Genomic DNA, 18,770 nt, shown 5'->3' on the forward strand with positions numbered 1-18,770 from the left:
GGTGGCGGGCTCGCCGAAGTCGCACCGGGAGTGCGACCGCCCAGCTCGGGGCGCTTGCAAGGTCGTGCGGCCGGGCCTTACCGATCATCCGGGGCGCTCAGGTTCGATACCACCCCACCACGCAAGGAGGACCACACGGTGCGGGTTCTGCTGCTCGTCTCCGCCTTCAACGGACTCAGCCAGCGCGTCTGGTGCACGCTGCGGGAGGCGGGACACGAGGTCGGTGTGCTGCTCGCGACCGGTGAACGGGACATGATCGACGGGGTGAGGGCCGCGCGCCCGGACCTGATCCTGGCCCCGTTCCTGACCCATCGGGTCCCGGCCGAGGTGTGGGCCAACTGGCGCACGATCATCATCCACCCGGGACCGGTCGGCGACCGCGGGCCGTCCTCGCTCGACTGGGCGATCACGGAGGCGGAGCCGTACTGGGGCGTCACCGCGCTGCAGGCCGTGGAGGAGATGGACGCCGGACCGGTCTGGGCCACGCGCATCTTCCGGCTCTCCAGCACCGCGCCGCGCAAGTCCGCGCTCTACAACGGCCCGGTGGCGGACGCGGCGATCGCCTGCGTGCGTGAGGTGCTGGCGAAGGCCGCCGACCCGTCGTTCACGCCGGTCCCGGCCGAGCGGATGCCGCACGAGGTCCCGAACGCGCGCCTGCGCCCGCCGATGCGGCAGGCGGACCGCGCGTTCGGCTGGGACGAGGGCAGCGAGCGGATCATCCGGCGGATCCGGGCCGCGGACGGCGCGCCCGGCGTGCGCACCGAGATCCTGGACATGCCGGTCTTCGCCTACGACGCGCACCCGGGCGTCATGGGCGGCGCCGCGAAGCCGGGCACCGTGCTGTGCCGGCGACAGGGCGCGATCCTGGTCGCGACCGGGGACGGCAGCGTGTGGGTCGGTCACCTGCGCGCGGCCGAGCCGGAGACGGTCGCGTCCGGCGGTGAGGGGCCGGCCGGCACCTGGCCCCGGGGCGTGAAGCTGCCGGCCGCGGTGGTGCTGGGCAGGCGGCTGCACGGCGTACCCCATGCGCCGCTGCCCCTGGGTTCCGAGGCCGAGGTGCCCGGCGCCTACCGGCAGATCAGGTACCGGCGGACCGCGGACGTCGGCTGGCTCACATTCGACTTCTACAACGGCGCGATGTCGACCGGCCAGTGCCGGCGGCTGCTCACGGCGTTCCGGCACGCGGCCGGCCAGGACACCCGGGTGCTGGTGCTGCGCGGCAGCACGGAGGCGTTCAGCAACGGCATCCACCTGAACCAGATCACGGCCGCGACCGACCCGGCCGGCGCCGCGTGGGCGAACATCAACGCGATCAACGCGGTCTGCTCCGAGATCATCGAGTGCACGCGGCAGGTGGTGATCTCGGCGCTGCCCGGCAACGCGGGCGCGGGCGGCGTGATGCTCGCGCTCGGCGCGGACATCGTGGCCGGCCGCGAGGACATCGTCCTCAACCCCTACTACGACATGGGGTTGTACGGCTCCGAGCTGCACACCTACACGCTGCCGCGCCGGGTCGGCGCGCTCTGCGCCGAACGTCTGCTGGGCGAGCGACTGCCGGTCGACGCCGGCCACGCGCGCACGATCGGGCTGCTGGACGAGGTCGGGCCGCGGCACCCGGACGCGTTCGCGGACTGGCTGGCCGAGCTGGCCACCCGGCATGCCGACCCGATGCTCAACCGGCGGATGCGGACGCGCCGGACGCGGATGCTCGCGTCCGGCATGCCGCTCGCGGTGCACGAGGTGCGGGAGCTGGCCGAGATGAGCCAGGACATCTTCGAGGACCGGTCCGGGTTCGCGGCGGCGCGGCACGCGTTCGTCCACAAGGTCCGTCCGACGTCGACGCCGGCGCGCCTGCTGCTGAGCACGCCGTCCGAGGCGTTCCTGCCGTCCGGCCAGAAACGCCCGGTCCCCACCCCGCCCCCGGGCGCCCAGAACCAGGGCAAGAACCGGCAGCACGTACGCCCGCGGCCGGCCCCTTCGTCGGACGGGCCGCAGCCGGTGCGCCCGGCCGTACCGGCGCAGGCGGGGTAGGCCGCTCGGTCTCCTGCCAGGAGATATATCGAAATTTCGGCGCGGAGTGCCCGGCGGATCCGGAGCCACGCTCCGCGATCAGTGAGACAAAGGCTTGAGGCCGGTCGACCGGTCAGACCGGCCTTCCTGGCGGGCCCCGTCGGGCGGGTGGTGCGCACCGACGGGGCCCGCCCCTCGCGTTTCCGGGGCCGCGGCCCGGCCGACCGGCTCGGCGCCGGTGAGGTCAGGGACCGTGGCTCGGCTGACCGGCTCGGCGCCGGTGAGGTCCGGCGTGCGGGCCGTCATCGCGAAGCCGAGCGCGGCCGCGACCAGGAGCACCGCGCCGGTCTGGACCGGGGACGGCCAGGTCCGGTCCTGGATCGCGGCCGTGACCAGCGCCGCCACCGGAAGCAGCCCGGTCAGCAGCCCGGCCCGTTCCACGCCGAGCCGGCGCAGACCGGCGAACCAGGCCAGGAACGCCGCCACCGTCATCATCAGCGCCAGATAGCCGATCGTCACCGCCTCCGCTGACGTCGGCGGGCGCCACCGCTCACCGGCGATCGGCGCGGCGGCCAGCAGCAGCGGCACGGCCAGGGCGCAGCTCCACGCGGCGGTCCGGATGCCGCCGAGCCGGGGCAGCACCTGCGCGGCCAGCAGCGAGAACGCCACCTCGCCGGCGAACGCGCCGAAACCGGCGGCCAGGCCGATCGCGGACGCGTGGCCGGCGCCCTGGGCCAGCGCGGTGCCGCCGACCACGGCCACGGCGGCCAGCACCAGACGGCCGGTCGGGCGGCGGCCGGCCAGCAGCGGGCCGAGCAGCGCGAGCCCGAGCGGGGCCGCCCCGATCATGGTGCCGACCACGGCCGGGTCCGCGTGCCGCAGCGCCAGCAGCACGCATGCGTTGAAGCCGGCCAGCCCGACCGCGGCCAGCGCGGTCAGCAGGCCGAGCTCCCGCGCGGTGAGTCGGCCCGGCACCGGTGGCCGGACGCGGGCGGCGACGAGCGCGAGCACCGCGGCCGCGATCGCGTACCGCAGCGCCTGGCCGAGCAGCGTCGGATAGCCGAGCAGGCCGCGGCTGATCGCGACCGAGCTGCCCACGATTGCCATGCCGGTCACGCAGAGCAGGACCCCGGGGAGATTCCACGACGACTTCACGAACCGACGCTAAGCGGCAGAATGGTCCACCGGGAAGGTCCAAACGAGCGGCCTTCGAGAGGACCAATCATGGTGCCGATCTCCGCGCTGGACCGTGCCGCCGGCGGGCTCGGCGCGCAGCTCACCGCCGCGCTGCGGGACGCGGTCGCGGACGGCCGGCTGGCCCCCGGCGCACGGCTGCCGTCGACCCGCGAGCTCGCGGCCGGCCTGCGCGTCTCCCGGGGCGTGGTGGTGGACGCCTACGAGCAGCTGATCGCGGAGGGCCGCCTGGTCGCGCGGCGCGGCGCGGGCACGGTGGTGGCGCCGCGGGCCTCGCCGCCGGTCCGCGCGCCGGAGCCGCCGCCGGTCGCGTACCGGCCGGTGGACGGGCCGCTGCGCCCCGGCGTGCCGGACCTGTCGATGTTCCCCCGGGCGGCGTGGCGGCGCGCCTACGAGACCGCGCTGGCCGGTGCGCCGCACAGCGGCCTGGACTACGGGCCGCCGGCCGGTCCGGTCCGGCTGCGGGAGGAGCTGGCCGGTTATCTCAACCGGGTGCGTGCGGCCCGTGCGGAACCGGCCCGGGTGGTCGTCACGGCCGGCGTGGCCCAGGCGCTGAGCCTGCTCGCGGCCGCGCTGCGCGCCCGGGGCGTACGCGAGGTCGCGGTGGAGGATCCGGGCAGCGTCGGCGTGCGCGGTCACCTGGAGGGGCACGGGCTGCGACTGACCGGTGTGCCGGTCGACGCGGACGGCCTGGTCCCGGCCGCGCTGGCCGCCACCGGGGCCGGCGCGGTCGTGCTCACGCCGGCCCACCAGTTCCCGACCGGCGTGGTGCTGGCGCCGGGCCGGCGCGCCGAGCTGATCGCGTGGGCCCGGCGGACCGGCGCGCTGATCGTCGAGGACGACTACGACGCGGAGTTCCGCTACGACCGCGACCCGGTCGGCTGCCTCCAGGGCCTCGCGCCGGACGTGGTCGCGCACACCGGTTCGGTCAGCAAGGCGCTCGCGCCCGGCCTGCGGATCGGCTGGCTCGTCGTACCCCCGGCACGGTCTGGATCCGTTCTTGCCGCCAAGGAGGCGGCGGACCTGGGCGGGCCGGTGCTGGAGCAGCTCGCGTTCGCGGAGCTGATCGCGAACGGCGGCTACGACCGGCACCTGCGGGCGGCCCGCCGGGAGCACCGGCGGCGCCGGGACGCGCTGCTCGACGCGCTCGCCACGCACCTGCCGCAGGCCCGCGTCACCGGCATCGCGGCCGGACTGCACCTGGTGGTGGAGCTGCCACCGGGCACGGACGACCACCGGGTGGCGCAGGACGCGGCGCGGGCCGGGATCGCGCCGATCGCACTGCGCACGCTGCGGCTCTCCGCGTCCGGCCCGCCCGGTCTGGTGCTCGGCTACGCGCGCGACGACCCGTCCACGCTCCGTGCCGCCGTGCTCACACTGGCGGAGGTTCTGCGGTTAGATTGATCGCCATGTCGGACTTCGTGCCTGTGGCCGAGCGCATCGTCGACGCGATTCTCGCGAGCGAGCCGGTCACCGCCTTCTACGCTGGTGACCACAGCCAGGACGACCACCTGCCGGACTTCTCGGCCGGCGCGACCGCCGGCCGGGTCGCCATGCTCCGTGACGCGGGCAACGCGCTCGCCCAGCTCGACACGGACCTGCTCGAGCCGCAGGACCAGGTCGACCACGCCATCCTCAGCACCATGGTCGAGCGGCGGACGCTCGAGCTCACCGAGATCCGCGAGCACGAGTGGAACCCGCTGATGCACAACCCGGGGCCGCTGCTGCACGGCCTGATGGCCCGGTCGTTCGCGCCGGCCGGGCAGCGCCTGGAGTCGCTGGCCGCGCGGCTGGCCGAGGTGCCGGACGCGGTCGCCACCGCCCGCGACGTGCTCCGCGACTGCCCGCGCATCCACGTGGAGACCGCGGCCGGCCAGTTCGCCGGCACGGCCGGCCTGATCCGCGACGAGCTGCCCGCGCTGCTGGCCGAGGAGCCGTCGCTGAAGGACAAGATCGACCCCTTGGCGGTACGCGCCGCGGCCGCGCTGGACGACTTCGCCGAGCATCTGCGGGGGCAGGACCAGGACGGACGGTCACCGCGACTGGGCCGCCGGCTCTGGGAGGCGCGGCTCTGGCACACGCTCGACACCGAGCTGTCCGCGGCCGAGGTGCTGCGCCGCGCCGAGGCCAACCTGGACCGGATCGGCGAACGGATCCGGGAGACCGCGGCGGAGCTGACCGGCGGCCCGGCCACGGACGAGACCGTGCGCCGCGCGCTGGCGCTGCTCGCGGAGGAGCGGCCGGACAACGACACGATAGTGGACCTGGCGAGGACCACGCTGGCCGAGACGACCGCGTTCGTCCGCGAGCACGGCATCGTCACCATCCCGGACGGCGACGAGTGCGTCGTCGAGGTGATGCCGGAGTTCGCCCGCGGCATCAGCGTCGCCTACTGCGATCCGCCCGGCCCGCTGGAGACCGCGGACGTGTATACGGCCTACTGCATCGCGCCGGCGCCCGCGGACTGGACGGCGGAGCGGGTGGACTCGCTCTACCGGGAGTACAACGACCACATGGTCCGCAACCTCACGGTGCACGAGGCGATGCCGGGCCACTTCCTGCAGTTCGCGCACGCCCGCCGCTACCGGGGTAACACGCGCGTGCGCGCGCTCGGCTGGTCCGACCCGTTCGTGGAGGGCTGGGCCGTGCACAGCGAGGAGTCCATGGCGGACCACGGCTACGGCGGCCTGCCGATCCGCATGCAGCAGCTGAAGATGCAGCTCCGGATGACGATGAACGCGGTGCTGGACCAGCTCACGCACTGCGACGACCTCAGCGAGGCGGACGCGATGCGCCTGATGACCGGCCGCGCGTTCCAGGAGGAGGGCGAGGCGGCCGGCAAGTGGCGGCGCGCGCTGCTCACCGCCACGCAGCTGTCGACGTACTTCGTCGGCTACACCGAGCTGTCCGCGATCGCGGCCGCGCGCCCGGCCGGCGTCACGGTCGGCGCCTGGCACGACGCGATGCTGGCCCACAGCTCACCGGCACCGCGCCACCTGCGCACGCTGCTCGGCGTCTAGCGTTCCTTGGCCCGTGCTCGGGCGAGCCGCTGCAGGTTCATCACGTGGCGGCGGATCGCCTGGGCCTGGCGCTCGTCCGCGTCCAGCATCAGCACGATCTGGACCTCGGACGTCGCGGCCTGGTCGACCACCCGGTAGACCTTGCCCTGCAACGTCATCTGCTCGTCCTCGAGCATCAGTCGCAGCGAGACCTCGGTGCCGGCCGCGATGTCCAGGCGTTTGAACACGGCCTTGACGCTGCGCTCGCTGACGTCGATCACCTCGCCGCGGTGCGGTTCGCCGTCCTCGCCCACGATCAGCTCGACCGGCTCGCCGCCGCCACCGCGGACGTACTCGCGGTTCTGCTCGATCTCGGGGCTGGAGGTGATCTCCACGACCCAGGTGCTGACGTGGCCGTGGACGACGCGGTTGATCACGGCGTCGGCGGCGTACCGGCCGCGTTCACCCGCGATCCAGCGCACCGTCAGCTCCAGGCCCGCGTCCGGGACGTCGGTGACCAGCAGGTCCAGCGGGGCGGCCAGGGAGACGAGCGCGCCGTCGACGTCTTCCACGCGGGAGCGGTAGGTGCCACCGCGCCTCACCGTGATCTCGACGCGTTCGTTGATGCCGGGGGACGTAAAACTCACGTTCACCCATCGGCCGTCCGCGGGTCGCTCCTGAGGCTTTTCCCCAGCCCCGGGGGAGAGGGTCTTTGTGCGGTGGTCACGCTCGGCTGGATAGGCTCAGTGTTGTGGTCGGCCGCAGGGTGGCGGCGATCCGGGGGTTCGGCTCATGGCCTGCCACGCGGGCCGGCAAAACACACATCGAGGAGCGACACGACAAAATGGCCACCATCGAGGGAATTGTCGCCAGGGAGATTCTCGACTCGCGGGGAAACCCGACTGTCGAGGTTGAGGTCGGCCTGGACGACGGCACCATCGCGCGCGCCGCTGTCCCGTCCGGCGCCTCCACCGGCGCGTTCGAGGCGATCGAGCTCCGCGACGGGGACTCGGGCCGATACCTGGGCAAGGGCGTCGAGAAGGCGGTCGCCAACATCGAGGACCGCATCGTCGACCAGCTGCTCGGCTACGAGGCCAGTGAGCAGCGCCTGATCGACCAGAAGATGCTGGACATCGACGGCACCGCGGACAAGTCCGAGCTGGGCGCGAACGCGATCCTGGGCGTCTCGCTCGCGGTCGCCAAGGCCGCCGCGGCCTCGGCCGAGCTGAGCCTGTTCCGCTACCTCGGCGGGCCGAACGCACACCTGCTGCCGGTGCCGATGATGAACATCCTCAACGGCGGCGCGCACGCGGACTCGAACGTCGACGTCCAGGAGTTCATGATCGCTCCGATCGGCGCCACGACGTTCCGTGAGGCGCTGCGCTCGGGTGCCGAGGTCTACCACGCGCTCAAGTCCGTGCTGAAGAAGAAGGGCCTGGCGACCGGCCTGGGCGACGAGGGCGGCTTCGCGCCGAGCCTGCCGACCAACGCCGCCGCGCTGGACCTGATCGCCGAGGCGATCGAGAAGGCCGGTTACACGCTGGGCACCGACTTCGCGTTCGCGCTGGACGTGGCCGCGACCGAGTTCTACAACGACGGGGCGTACACGTTCGAGGGCGGCTCCAAGTCGTCCGAGGAAATGATCAACTACTACGCCAAGCTGGTCGAGACGTACCCGATCGTCTCCATCGAGGACCCGCTGAACGAGGAGGACTGGGCGGGCTGGTCCGCGATGACCGCCGCGCTCGGCGACAAGATCCAGATCGTCGGCGACGACCTGTTCGTCACGAACCCGACGCGTCTGGGCCGCGGCGTGGCCGAGAAGGCCGCGAACGCGCTCCTGGTCAAGGTGAACCAGATCGGTTCGCTGACCGAGACGTTCGACGCGGTCGAGCTGGCACACCGCAACGGCTTCAAGTCGATGATGAGCCACCGGTCCGGCGAGACCGAGGACACCACCATCGCGGACCTGGCCGTCGCGGTCGGCTCCGGCCAGATCAAGACCGGCGCGCCGGCGCGTTCCGAGCGCGTCGCGAAGTACAACCAGCTGCTGCGTATCGAGGAGGAGCTGGCGGACGCCGCGCGCTACGCCGGCATCAGCGCCTTCCCGCGGTACAAGGCCGCAAAGTAACCCAGAGTCACGCCGTACCCACGTAGGCCGCTTGGGCCGGGGGTGCATTCCGCCAGGGTTCGCAGTATCTGATCAAAAAACCCGTGGATTTGCCCTCGGCCCCCGCGCCCGTCATGGTTGCTTAGCGTGAGACTGGGTACGGCGGGGGCGAGGGGGTGGGTGTCGTGACGCAACGGCGTACGCCTGGCGGCCAGGGACCCGCCCGCAGCGGGCACGGAACGCGACCGACACGCCGGGCCGGCTCGGCGTCCCGCGGGGCCAGAACCGCCCGCACCGCGATCCGTGACGCCAGCATCGTCCGCGAGCCCCGGCTCACCGAGGCGGGCCGCTCCGCGAGCCGTCCCGCGGCCGCACGACGGGCCGCGGCGGCCGGCGCGGCGAAGCGGACCACCGCCACCGCGCCCCGGCGTTACACCGGGCGGGCCGCGGTGCTGATCGTGGTGCTGATCGCGCTCGCCCTGGCCTACACCTATCCGGTCCGCCTCTACCTGTCGCAGGAGGCGGACATCGCCGCGATGGAGGCGTCCCAGGCGGAGCAGCGGGAGCGCATCCGGCAGCTGACCGAGCTGGTCGACAAGTGGCAGGACGAGGAGTACGTCCGGACCCAGGTGCGCAATCGTTTCTACTACGCGCACCCGGACGAGACGCTGCTGATCGTGATGAACCAGGGTGCCGTGGCCGCTCAGGACACCGGCGGCCTCTCGTCCGCGCCGTCCGGGTCCGAGACGCCCGACAAGTGGTACGACACGTTGTGGTCCAGCATCGAGGAAGCGAACAAGTGAACGAACTTCAGGGTGAAGCGACCGCGGAAGATCTCGCGGCCGTGGCCGCCCAGCTCGGCCGCACGCCCCGTGGCACCCGCGCGGTGGCCTACCGCTGCCCCTGCGGCAACCCGGCCGTGGTCGAGACCACGCCCCGGCTCGCGGACGGCACGCCGTTCCCCACGCTCTTCTACCTGACCTGCCCGCGCGCGACCAGCGCGTGCAGCCGCCTCGAGTCGGCCGGGCTGATGAAGGAGATGACCGCGCGCCTGGCCGAGGACGAGGATCTGGCCGCGCACTACCGCGCCGCCCACGAGGACTACCTGAGCCGGCGCAAGGCGATCGGCGACGTGCCGGAGATCGACGGCGTGTCCGCCGGCGGCATGCCCGGCCGGGTGAAGTGCCTGCACGTGCACCTCGGCCATGCGCTCGGCGCCGGGCCGGGCGTCAACCCGTTCGGCGACGAGACCGCGGCGCTGGTCGGCGAGTGGTGGGCCGACGGCCCCTGCGTCCAGCCGGAGTGACCTGAGCGGGCCCGGCGCGCCTCAGGCGATGAGCGCCGGGTCCGCTGACCCGGTCAGCCGGGTGAGCTCCAGCGTCGTCTCGCCCTCGCCGCGGAACGACGCCAGCACGCCGTCCTCGGTCGCACAGACCGTGAACGCGGACATGCCGTCCACATCCGCGCAGAGTGAGTCCTGGCCGGCGAACGTCTCGGTGGACATGACCACGTCCGCACCCGGCGTGTGCGCGGCCGCGGACACCATCGCGCGCACCTGCTCCGGTGTCACTATCCCGGTCGCGCCCGGCGGGTCGTCCGCGCCCGGCGGCCGGGAGCAGGTGCCGTCCTCGCAGGAGATCACGCCGTCCGGCCCGATCAGCAGCCGGTCGTCACCGCTTATCGTGGCCGTGCGCGGCGGTGCGCTCACCACGGTCGCCATCTCGCCGGTGCCGAGCGCGTAGACCGCCGTGTACGTCTCCGAGGCCGCGCGCCCGAGCCGGTCGGTCAGCTCGGCCAGCCGGGCCTCCGCGTCCACCGTGCCGGTGCCCTCGTCGACCGTGGCGCAGCCGGAGAGCGCGAGCACGGCGACGGTGACGGTGGCGAGGAGGCGCGACGGTACGCGGGTCATGCCTACGAGAATGCGCCACTGATGCCATGTTCCGACTCCTGCGGTCGGGGACAGTAGGGTTGTCCGTATGGAGGTTGTGGTTCGCCGCGCCCGGACCGCAGACGTGCGCCGCATCCGTGCGCTGATCGACACGTACAGCGGAGAGCGGCGTCTGCTCAGCAAGGCCACGGTCACGCTCTTCGAGGACGTGCAGGAGTTCTGGGTCGCGGAACGGCTGGCAGACGGCGCGATCGTCGGCTGCGGCGCGCTGCACGTGATGTGGGAGGACCTGGCCGAGATCCGCACGCTCGCGGTCGACCCGGCCTGCCGGGGCCAGAAGATCGGCCACCGGATCGTCACCGAGCTGCTGAACACCGCACGTGATCTCGGCGTCGCCCGCGTCTTCTGCCTCACGTTCGAGACCGGGTTCTTCGCCTCGTTCGGGTTCGTCCCGATCGACGGCGCGCCGGTGCCCGGCCCGGTCTACGAGCAGCTCCTCCGGTCGTACGACGAGGGTGTCGCGGAGTTCCTCGGCCTGGAGCGCGTCAAGCCGAACACGTTGGGCAACACCCGGATGCTCGTCCACCTGAAGCCCGCGGACGTAGGCTGAGCCCCATGGCACGAGTTGCGGCGATCGACTGCGGCACCAACAGCATCCGCCTGCTGATCGCGGACCTTCCGGCGTCGTACGCGGGCCCCGGCGCCCAGCTGCTGGACGTCACACGGCACATGGAGATCGTCCGGCTCGGCGAGGGGGTCGACCGGACCGGCCGTCTTTCGCCGGCCGCGATCGAGCGCACCCGTGTCGCGCTGGCCGGTTACGCCGAGGCGATCGCCACGCACAAGGCCGACCGGGTGCGGATGGTCGCCACGTCCGCCACCCGCGACGCGGAGAATGCGGACGAGTTCCGTGCCATGGTCACCGAGACGCTCGGCGTGCCGCCCGAGGTGGTCACCGGCGACGAGGAGGCCCGGCTCTCGTTCACCGGCGCGGTGCACGGACTGCCGCCCGGCACTCATGCGCCGTACCTGGTGGTCGACATCGGCGGCGGCTCCACCGAGTTCGTGCTCGGTGAGACGCACGTGGACGCCGCGATCTCGGTGGACATGGGCTGCGTGCGGATGACCGAGCGTCACCTGCACGGTGACCCGCCCACGCTGGAGGAGATCGACGCGGCGCAGGCCGACATCACGGCCCAGGTGGACCGCGCGCTGGCCGCCGTCCCCGGCCGGGAGGCGAAGACGCTGGTCGGGCTGGCCGGCTCGGTGACCACCGTGGTCGCGATCGCGCGCGGCCTGACCGCGTACGACCCGGCCCGCATCCACCACGCGCGGCTGTCGTACAGCGAGGTCGCCAAGGTCACGGACGACATGCTGGCCGCCACGCGCGCCGAGCGCCTGGCGATCCCGGTCATGCATCCCGGCCGGGCGGACGTGATCGGTGCCGGCGCCCTCGTGCTCCGGACGATCATGGAGCGGGCGGAGCTCTCCGCGGTCGTCGCCAGCGAACACGACATTCTGGACGGAATCGCCTGGAGTCTTAGCTGAGGCGTTCGTCACGTTTGCCGCGATCCGGCGAATGGGACGTATGCCCGCGATAGCCACCGAAGTGGTAACTGTCAGCTTCCTGTAAGTCACCTGAGCGACAGCTGTACGACTTTCAGCCACCGAATCCTGCCTTTTCGGACCACACCCTCGCCCGGTCGAGGGGCGGGCTCGCATTGCCTCGACCCATTACTTTGTCGAGGCGCTTGCATGCGCGCCGGCCAGGCCGGTTTTGGTGATTGATCGAAACGGGGATTACGACAGTGACTGATCAGCCCGCCGGCTACCCGCCGCCACCGCAGCACAACGCCGCCGGTTTCGGCGCGCCCCAGGGCCAGCCGCAGCCGGGCCAGCCGCAGCAGGGCTTCGGCGCCGCTCCCGACGGCCAGGCCGGTTTCGGCGCGGCCCCCGGCCAGCCGCAGTTCGGCGCCCCCGGCCAGCAGCCGCAGTTCGGCGCGCCGGGCCAGCCGCAGTTCGGCGCGCCCGGCCAGCAGCCGCCGGCGTTCGGTGCGCCGGGCAGCTTCACGCCGGAGGAGCCGAAGAAGGGTGGCGGCAAGGGCCGTCTCGCCGGCATCCTCGGCGTGGTCGCCGTGGTCGGCATCGGCCTCCTGATCAAGGTGGCGATCGGCTTCGGCGCCGGTGCCGCCGCGAACGCGCTCTACCAGGACCCGACCAAGGACGCGAAGGTCGGCGACTGCCTCGGCGACACGCCCGAGCTCAAGGAGGGCGAGCAGGGCAACGCCAACAACGTCGGCATCGTGGACTGCGGCAGCGCGGACGCGACCAGCGTGATCATCGGCCGCAAGGACAACCTCACGTCGATCCAGGCCCGCGACGAGGAGCAGTGCTACGAGTACGTCAACGACGGCGAGTCGTTCACGATGCTGTGGCCGATCGAGGCGGACGAGAACCAGTACTACGTGCTCTGCCTGAAGGACAAGTAGCCGATCTCAGCGACGGCGTCGTCCCGCATCCGCGGGGCGGCGCCGTCGTCGTGTGTCGCGTCTCTCTTCCCTGGGGCGTCGGCATCGTGGCAGGCTACGCGCACGCACATCACTCATATGTGCGGATCAATAACTCTGTGCGACCAGCCAACGGTGACTGATTGAACAGGAGGACGGCCCATGGGCTCAATGGTGAGTTACCGCAGCAACGGGGGGACGAGCGAGGGATACCTCGCGAAACCCGCGTCCGGCAGTGGTCCGGGCGTGATCGTGATCCAGGAGTGGTGGGGGCTCGTCGAGCACATCACCGCGCTCGCGGACCGGTTCGCGGAGGCGGGATTCGTCGCGCTGGCCCCGGATCTCTACCACGGCCGGCAGACCACGTACCCGAACGAGGCCGTCAAACTGCTCATGGGCCTGGCGATCGACCAGGCCGCCAGGGACATCGCCGGCGCCGCGGACTACGTCGCCGAACTGCCGGAGACCAGCGGGAACATCGGCGCGGTCGGCTTCTGCATGGGCGGCAGCCTGGCACTCTGGTCCGCCACGCTCTCCGACCGGATCGTGGCCACGTCCGGCTTCTACCCGGCCGTGCCGTGGGAGCGGATGGCCCCGAAGTGGGACAACTACGCCGGTAAGGCCGCGATCGTGCACTGCGCGGAGGAGGACGGGCTCTCCGTCGCCGAGGGCCCGCAGGTGGCGAAGGCCGGCATCGAGCTGGCCGGCGGCGACGTCACGCTCTACGACTACCCCGGCACCGCGCACGCGTTCTTCAACGACGACCACCCGGACACGTACGACCAGAGTGCCTCCGCCACCGCGTGGGCCCGCACGCTCGAACTGTTCCGGACCCGGCTGTAAAGGGACTGGCGTAAGAGCGACCCGGCTGTAGAGCGCCCGCGTCCCCCGTGATCTGCTGAGGATCATGGGGGACGCCCTGCAAGCGCTCGACGCCGAGATCACCGACTGCTTCGCCTGCCCGCGCCTGGTCGCCTGGCGGGAGGAGGTGGCCACGGTGAAGCGCGCCTCGTTCCGCGACCAGGCCTACTGGGGCCGTCCCGTGCCCGGCTTCGGCGCGGCGGACGCCCGGATCGCGATCCTCGGCCTGGCCCCGGCCGCGCACGGCGGCAACCGGACCGGCCGGATCTTCACCGGTGACCGCTCCGGCGACGTGCTGTTCGCCGCCATGCACCGGGCCGGCCTGGCGAACCAGCCGACCAGCGTCTCCGCGGACGACGGTCTGACGATCAAGAACACCAGGATCTTCGCGGCGGTACGCTGCGCGCCCCCGGACAACAAGCCCACGCCGGACGAACGCGACCGATGTGCGCCGTTCCTGCACCGCGAGCTGGAGCTGATCCGCCCCACGCTGCGGGTGGTGATCGCGCTCGGCGCGTTCGCCTGGGCCGCGTGGTGGCCCGCGATGCGCGCGGTCTACGGCGTGCGCCCGCCCAGCCCCCGTCCCGCGTTCGGCCACGGTGCACAGTGGACGGCCGAGGGCGTACCGGCGCTGCTGGGTTGTTATCACGTGAGCCAGCAGAACACCTTTACCGGGCGGCTCACACCGGCGATGCTTGACGACGTGTTCGCCCGAGCCCGGTCGCTGGCCGCATGACCCTCGCATCCCTTCGCCGCTGGTGGCCGGTTGCCGCCGCGGTGCTGATGGTCGTGCTGATCGCGGTCGCGGCGGAGAACTCGTCGCTCGGCCTGCGCGACGCGCCGCCGCTGGGCCAGCCCGCGCTGCCCGAGGACGCGCCGCAGCTGGAGGAGCCGCCGCCGATGGCCGGTGGGGGAGGCCCGCTGATCACCGACGACGCCGGCTTCGAGCTGCCGCCGTGGCTGATCACCGTGGCCGTCGTCCTGGCGGGCCTGGTGATCGCGGCCGTGGTCGGCACCGTGATCGTGGTGGCGATCCGTGACTATCTGCGCCGGCAGGCCGACGCCCGGCCGGCCCGGCGCCGCAAGGGCGCGGCCACGCAGGAGATGGTGGCCGCGCTCGACGCCGGGCTGGAGGAGCTGGCCACCGACCGTGACCCGCGCGGCGCCGTGATCACCTGCTGGGTGCGGCTGGAGCAGGCCGCGGCGGACGCGGGCACCCCGCGCCGGCCCGGCGACACCCCGGGCGAGCTGGTCACCCGGCTGCTGACCGGGCACGCGGTGGACGCGGGCGTGCTGGCCGGGTTCGCCGAGGTCTACCGCCAGGCGCGGTACGCCACGCACGTGGTCGACGAGCGCATGCGCGCGGAGGCCGTGGCCGCGCTGCACCGGGTCCGCGACGACCTCACCGCGACGGAGCGGGCATGAGCGAGCCTGCGAGCGAATCATCGGCTCAGCGCATGAACTCATGTCGATGGGGGAGCGAAGCGGAGGAGGCGGCATGAGCGAGCTTGCGAGCGAATCATTGGCTCAGCGCATGAACTCATGTCGATGGGGGAGCGAAGCGGAGGAGGCGGCATGAGCGAGCTTGCGAGCGAATCATCGGCTCGGCGCATGAACTCATGTCGATGGGGGAGCGAAGCGGAGGAGGCGGCATGAGCGCTCGTCCGGTGGCCGGGGAGCGCCGAGTCGTACCGCTGAGGGGGTCCGGTTGTGGGTATTGACGACCTGATGGCGGGCAGCGACGACCGGCCCGTCGCCGCCCGTCGCAAACCCCGGCTGCGCTGGTTCACCGCGGTGCTGGCGGCCGCCGGTGGCACCGCGATCACCTACTTCTTCCTGCGCGTGGAGGAGCTGACCGCGTCGCTGCCGGTGCTGTTCGCCGCGTTCCTCGCGCTGGCGCTGCTGTTCCGCGTGGTCGTCTCCGTCGGCGTGCCCAGGCGCCCGGACCGTGCCGCCCGCCCGATGACCGGCGGCGAGGAGCCCGGCCACTACAACTGGACCGGCGGCGACGGGCTGCGCCGCGCGGTCGGCCGCTGGGAACGGGTGCTGAGCTGGAGCACCGAGGACGTGAAGCGGTTCCAGCGGCTGACCGTCCCGGCGCTGCGTGAGCTGGCGGACGAGCGGCTGCGGCAACGCCACGGCGTCACCATCGCGTCTGACGAGCAGCGGGCCCGTGAGCTGCTCGGGGAACAACTGTGGGCCCTGCTGACCGCGCCCCCGCGGCGCGCACCGAAACCGCGACAGTTCGCGTCGCTGGTCACCCGACTGGAGGAACTATGACGCAGATGGAGCCGCTGCCGCCGCACGAGGTGGGCGCGCTCGCGCGGACCGTGCTGGACGCGGTCGGCACGGTCGTGGTCGGCAAGCGGGCGCCGCTGGAGCTGGTGCTGGCCGGGATACTGGCCGGTGGGCACGTGCTGCTGGAGGATCTGCCGGGTCTCGGCAAGACGCTGGCCGCGCGCAGCTTCGCGCAGGCGCTCGGGCTGGACTTCCGGCGGCTGCAGTTCACGCCGGACCTGATGCCGGCGGACGTGACCGGCTCGTTCCTCTACGACCAGAGCCGCCACGACTTCACGTTCCGGGCCGGTCCGATCTTCACGAACCTGCTGCTCGCCGACGAGATCAACCGGACGCCGCCGAAGACGCAGGCCGCGCTGCTGGAGGCGATGCAGGAGAAGCAGGTGTCGGTGGAGGGCGTCACGTACCGGCTGGACGCGCCGTTCCACGTGCTGGCCACCGCGAACCCGATCGAGTACGAGGGCACGTACCCGCTCCCCGAGGCGCAGCTGGACCGGTTCATGCTGCGCGTCTCGTTCGGCTACCCGAGCCACGAGGAGGAGTGGGAGGTGCTGCGCCGCCGCATCGCCCGCCGCCGCGAGGAGGCCGAGATCGCGCCGGTGGTGGACGCGGAGACGCTGCTGCGCATGCAGGCCGGCCTGGAGCTGGTCGCGGTCGAGGACTCGATCGGGCGGTACATAGTGGCGCTCGCGGCCGCAACCCGGGAGCACCCGTCCGTGCTGGTCGGCGCGTCCCCGCGCGGCTCGCTGGCGTTGCTGCTGCTCTCCCGCGCGCGGGCCGCGCTGGCCGGCCGCGACTTCGTCATCCCGGAGGACGTGAAGGCGGTCGCGATCCCGGCGCTGACCCACCGGATCACGCTGCGCCCGGAGATGTGGCTGCGCCGGGTCGACCCGGCGTTCGTGGTGACCGAGGTGCTGGACGCGACGCCGGCTCCGGCCAGCGGCGCGATGCCCAGCTACGCGGGCGCCGGCGGACACGCGTCGTGAGCTCGTTGCGGCCGGCGGTGCCGCCGACCGCGCCCCTCGGGCAGCCGGCCGCGGCGCCCGAGGCGGAGGGCGCGCCCGCCTGGCAGCCGACCCGCGCGCTCGGGCGTGCGGTGCTGCTCTCCGGCCTGCTCCTGATCACCGGCGTGCTGCTCGGGCGCACCGACGTGGTGCTGCTGGCCACGCCGTTCCTGGTCGGGACCGCGTTCTCGCTGCGCCGGCGGCCTGCGCTGCCGCCGGACCTGGCGGTCACGATCGAGGCGGCCAACCGCGTCGAGGGCGGTGAGGTCGTCGCGGAGCTGGAGGTGATCAACCCGGACGAGGTCCGTTACGACCTGGTGCTGGTCCGCGCGCGCCGGTCCCGCTGGCTGCGGATGGACGCGCTGGACCGCCCGCACGGACTGGTGGTCCAGGCCGGCGCCAGCGGCCTGATCACGCTGGAGGGCGAGGCGATGCGCTGGGGCCGGCACGACCTGGGCCCGGTGGCCGCGGCCGCGGCCGCGTGCGACGGACTGTTCACGTCCGCGCCCGTGGTGCTGCGCCCGGCGCGCATCGCGGTCTACCCGCGTACCGAGCCGTTCCAGGCCGTCGACGCGATGCCGAACGCGGCCGGGCTGGTCGGCGGGCACCGCTCCCGGCGCCCCGGCCAGGACGGCGAGCTGGCCGGCGTTCGCGTGTTCGGGCCCGGTGACCGGCTGCGGCGCATCGACTGGCGCACGTCGCTGCGCACCGGGCAGCTGCACGTGGCCGCCACGCTCTCCGACCGGGACGCGGAGGTCGCGTTGCTGCTGGACGTGACGGCCGAGACCGGCAACTCCGGCGGCGTGCACGGTGGCGCGTCCGTGCTGGACACCACGGTCCGGGCCGCGGCCGCGATCGCGGAGCACTACCTGCACCGCGGCGACCGGGTCTCGCTGCTGGAGTACGGCCCGGCTGCCCGCCGGCTGCGCGCCGCCGCCGGCCGCCGTCAGTACCTGACCGTGCTGGAGTGGCTGCTGGAGGTGCGCCAGCAGGGGACCGTCGACGGCGGCGACCCGGTCGCCACCCACCTCGTCTCGTCGAACGCGCTGCTGGTGGTGCTGACGCCGCTGCTCGACCCGTCCGCGGCGGAGATGCTGGCGCGGCTCTCCCGGTCCGGCCGGTACGTGGTCGCGGTGGACACGCTGCCCACCTCCGGCCTGTCCGTGCCGGGCAGCGGTCCCTGGATGGAGGCCGCGCTGCGACTGTGGCGGATGGAGCGGGAGAACACGCTCGGCCGGCTGCGTGAGCACGGCGTGCCGGTGGTCAGCTGGGCCGGCGCCGGCAGCCTGGACCTGGTGCTGCGGGACATCGCGCGGTTCGCGGGCGCGCCCCGGGCGGGTGCCCGATGAACCTGATCCGCCGTTACCGCAACCTGGAGAGCCGGGTCCGGCGCACCACGTCCGTACCGATGATGGTCCGGCTCGGCCTGTTCGCCGCCGGCCTGGGTGCGCTGCTGACCGCGCTGCCGCTGGAGCACGTCAACGCGCGCTCGGTGGCGATCCTGTTCGTGCTGGCGCTGCTCCCGGCCGCGCGACCGGGCAGCGGCCTGCCCACGACGCTGTCCGTCGCCGCGATCGGGCTCTACCTGATCGCCACCGCCGGGTACGGCGAGCGGATCACGATCCCGAGGGTGCTGGCGCTCGCCTGCCTGCTCTACGCGGTGCACAGCCTGGCCGCGCTGGCAGCCTGTCTGCCCTACGACGTGGCGGTCCGGCCCGAGGCCGTCACCGGATGGGTGATTCGGCTGCTCGGAGTGCTCTTCGGATCGGCGGCCGTGCTCGTCCTGGCGCTCGCCGCGGTCGGCCGCCTAACGCTCGGTGGTTACGCAGCGTTTGCTTTCGGTGGCCTAGTGGCAGCGGTCGGGGCGACCTGGCTGCTGGCCCGCATTTCCCGATAAAC

19 protein-coding genes are annotated in these 18,770 nt (G+C 73.0%); 16 read left to right on the plus strand and 3 right to left on the minus strand.

Translation table 11 applies throughout. The features are described 5' to 3' along the window. Window positions 1–138: 138 nt before the first annotated feature. Window positions 139–2,031: an enoyl-CoA hydratase-related protein gene (locus OP04_RS10965; RefSeq protein WP_063746583.1), complete on the plus strand. Its 1,893-nt coding sequence runs from the start codon at window positions 139–141 to the stop codon at window positions 2,029–2,031. Between the two features lie 78 nt (window positions 2,032–2,109). Here OP04_RS10965 and OP04_RS10970 read toward each other — a convergent pair whose 3' ends face one another. Next, window positions 2,110–3,165 carry a DMT family transporter gene (locus OP04_RS10970; protein ID WP_157239619.1) on the minus strand — a complete coding sequence of 352 codons (1,056 nt, stop codon included), beginning with the start codon at window positions 3,163–3,165 and terminating at the stop codon, window positions 2,110–2,112. A 69-nt stretch (window positions 3,166–3,234) separates the two neighbouring features. Here OP04_RS10970 and pdxR point away from each other — a divergent pair, with 69 nt between their 5' ends. Both pdxR and OP04_RS10980 read left to right on the plus strand, forming a co-directional pair. Continuing rightward, the gene (gene pdxR, locus OP04_RS10975; RefSeq protein ID WP_033339495.1) at window positions 3,235–4,608 is read left to right on the plus strand and encodes a MocR-like pyridoxine biosynthesis transcription factor PdxR; all 1,374 of its coding nucleotides are present in this window, start codon (window positions 3,235–3,237) and stop codon (window positions 4,606–4,608) included. A gap of 5 nt (window positions 4,609–4,613) precedes the next feature. After that, window positions 4,614–6,224 (plus strand): DUF885 domain-containing protein, encoded by a 1,611-nt coding sequence (locus tag OP04_RS10980; RefSeq protein ID WP_033339496.1) that lies wholly within the window; start codon window positions 4,614–4,616, stop codon window positions 6,222–6,224. Here OP04_RS10980 and OP04_RS10985 read toward each other — a convergent pair. Beyond that, window positions 6,221–6,850, minus strand: coding sequence for a PilZ domain-containing protein (locus OP04_RS10985; RefSeq protein WP_198153790.1), 630 nt, complete (start codon window positions 6,848–6,850; stop codon window positions 6,221–6,223). The genes OP04_RS10980 and OP04_RS10985 overlap by 4 nt on opposite strands. A 197-nt stretch (window positions 6,851–7,047) precedes the next feature. Between OP04_RS10985 and eno the strand changes: the two genes are divergently transcribed. The 3 genes from eno (at window position 7,048) to OP04_RS11000 (ending at window position 9,619) form a co-directional block, all read left to right on the plus strand. Further along, window positions 7,048–8,334 (plus strand): phosphopyruvate hydratase, encoded by a 1,287-nt coding sequence (eno, locus tag OP04_RS10990; protein ID WP_033339498.1) that lies wholly within the window; start codon window positions 7,048–7,050, stop codon window positions 8,332–8,334. A 164-nt stretch (window positions 8,335–8,498) separates the two neighbouring features. Continuing rightward, a complete protein-coding gene (locus OP04_RS10995; protein ID WP_033339816.1) occupies window positions 8,499–9,116 on the plus strand; it encodes an FtsB family cell division protein in 618 nt (205 codons plus the stop codon). Next, entirely contained in the window at window positions 9,113–9,619 is a 507-nt protein-coding gene (locus OP04_RS11000) for a DUF501 domain-containing protein (RefSeq protein ID WP_232323547.1), read from the plus strand. The genes OP04_RS10995 and OP04_RS11000 overlap by 4 nt, the downstream gene beginning before the upstream one ends. Before the next feature lie 21 nt (window positions 9,620–9,640). On the opposite strand, the gene OP04_RS11005 is transcribed toward OP04_RS11000, so the two are convergent. Further along, entirely contained in the window at window positions 9,641–10,222 is a 582-nt protein-coding gene (locus OP04_RS11005; protein WP_033339500.1) for a hypothetical protein, read from the minus strand. Window positions 10,223–10,289: 67 nt separating this feature from the next. Here OP04_RS11005 and OP04_RS11010 point away from each other — a divergent pair, with 67 nt between their 5' ends. The 10 genes from OP04_RS11010 (at window position 10,290) to OP04_RS11055 (ending at window position 18,768) form a co-directional block, all read left to right on the plus strand. Further along, entirely contained in the window at window positions 10,290–10,811 is a 522-nt protein-coding gene (locus OP04_RS11010) for an amino-acid N-acetyltransferase (RefSeq protein ID WP_033339501.1), read from the plus strand. 5 nt (window positions 10,812–10,816) lie between these two features. After that, window positions 10,817–11,749, plus strand: a complete 933-nt coding sequence (locus OP04_RS11015) for a Ppx/GppA phosphatase family protein (RefSeq protein ID WP_033339502.1) — start codon at window positions 10,817–10,819, stop codon at window positions 11,747–11,749. A gap of 260 nt (window positions 11,750–12,009) precedes the next feature. Next, window positions 12,010–12,690 (plus strand): LppU/SCO3897 family protein, encoded by a 681-nt coding sequence (locus OP04_RS53185; RefSeq protein WP_033339503.1) that lies wholly within the window; start codon window positions 12,010–12,012, stop codon window positions 12,688–12,690. Between the two features lie 180 nt (window positions 12,691–12,870). After that, window positions 12,871–13,551 (plus strand): dienelactone hydrolase family protein, encoded by a 681-nt coding sequence (locus OP04_RS11025; RefSeq protein ID WP_033339504.1) that lies wholly within the window; start codon window positions 12,871–12,873, stop codon window positions 13,549–13,551. A gap of 64 nt (window positions 13,552–13,615) precedes the next feature. Then, window positions 13,616–14,305 (plus strand): uracil-DNA glycosylase, encoded by a 690-nt coding sequence (locus OP04_RS11030; RefSeq protein ID WP_033339505.1) that lies wholly within the window; start codon window positions 13,616–13,618, stop codon window positions 14,303–14,305. Beyond that, complete coding sequence (locus tag OP04_RS11035; protein ID WP_033339506.1) at window positions 14,302–14,994, plus strand: DUF4129 domain-containing protein; 693 nt, start codon at window positions 14,302–14,304, stop codon at window positions 14,992–14,994. The genes OP04_RS11030 and OP04_RS11035 overlap by 4 nt, the downstream gene beginning before the upstream one ends. 285 nt (window positions 14,995–15,279) lie before the next feature. After that, window positions 15,280–15,849, plus strand: a complete 570-nt coding sequence (locus OP04_RS11040) for a hypothetical protein (RefSeq protein ID WP_157239621.1) — start codon at window positions 15,280–15,282, stop codon at window positions 15,847–15,849. After that, window positions 15,846–16,853 carry an AAA family ATPase gene (locus tag OP04_RS11045; protein ID WP_033339508.1) on the plus strand — a complete coding sequence of 336 codons (1,008 nt, stop codon included), beginning with the start codon at window positions 15,846–15,848 and terminating at the stop codon, window positions 16,851–16,853. The genes OP04_RS11040 and OP04_RS11045 overlap by 4 nt, the downstream gene beginning before the upstream one ends. Before the next feature lie 5 nt (window positions 16,854–16,858). Next, on the plus strand, window positions 16,859–18,220 hold the full coding sequence (locus OP04_RS11050; protein ID WP_408606741.1) for a DUF58 domain-containing protein: 1,362 nt from the start codon (window positions 16,859–16,861) through the stop codon (window positions 18,218–18,220). Next, on the plus strand, window positions 18,217–18,768 hold the full coding sequence (locus OP04_RS11055) for a hypothetical protein (protein ID WP_051797530.1): 552 nt from the start codon (window positions 18,217–18,219) through the stop codon (window positions 18,766–18,768). Before OP04_RS11050 ends, OP04_RS11055 begins: the two co-directional genes overlap by 4 nt. The last annotated feature ends 2 nt before the right edge of the window (window positions 18,769–18,770 follow it).

Origin of the sequence: Catenuloplanes japonicus (genome assembly GCF_000717135.1) — a bacterium.
Classification (GTDB): domain Bacteria; phylum Actinomycetota; class Actinomycetes; order Mycobacteriales; family Micromonosporaceae; genus Catenuloplanes; species Catenuloplanes japonicus.

Coding starts and splice junctions, on each gene's coding strand:
- pdxR (WP_033339495.1), top strand. CDS start 3,235: ATGGTGCCGATCTCCGCGCTGGACCGTGCCGCCGGCGGGCTCGGCGCG.
- OP04_RS10980 (WP_033339496.1), top strand. CDS start 4,614: ATGTCGGACTTCGTGCCTGTGGCCGAGCGCATCGTCGACGCGATTCTC.
- eno (WP_033339498.1), top strand. CDS start 7,048: ATGGCCACCATCGAGGGAATTGTCGCCAGGGAGATTCTCGACTCGCGG.
- OP04_RS11005 (WP_033339500.1), bottom strand. CDS start 10,222: ATGACCCGCGTACCGTCGCGCCTCCTCGCCACCGTCACCGTCGCCGTG.
- OP04_RS11010 (WP_033339501.1), top strand. CDS start 10,290: ATGGAGGTTGTGGTTCGCCGCGCCCGGACCGCAGACGTGCGCCGCATC.
- OP04_RS11015 (WP_033339502.1), top strand. CDS start 10,817: ATGGCACGAGTTGCGGCGATCGACTGCGGCACCAACAGCATCCGCCTG.
- OP04_RS11025 (WP_033339504.1), top strand. CDS start 12,871: ATGGGCTCAATGGTGAGTTACCGCAGCAACGGGGGGACGAGCGAGGGA.
- OP04_RS11030 (WP_033339505.1), top strand. CDS start 13,616: ATGGGGGACGCCCTGCAAGCGCTCGACGCCGAGATCACCGACTGCTTC.
- OP04_RS11035 (WP_033339506.1), top strand. CDS start 14,302: ATGACCCTCGCATCCCTTCGCCGCTGGTGGCCGGTTGCCGCCGCGGTG.
- OP04_RS11045 (WP_033339508.1), top strand. CDS start 15,846: ATGACGCAGATGGAGCCGCTGCCGCCGCACGAGGTGGGCGCGCTCGCG.
- OP04_RS11055 (WP_051797530.1), top strand. CDS start 18,217: ATGAACCTGATCCGCCGTTACCGCAACCTGGAGAGCCGGGTCCGGCGC.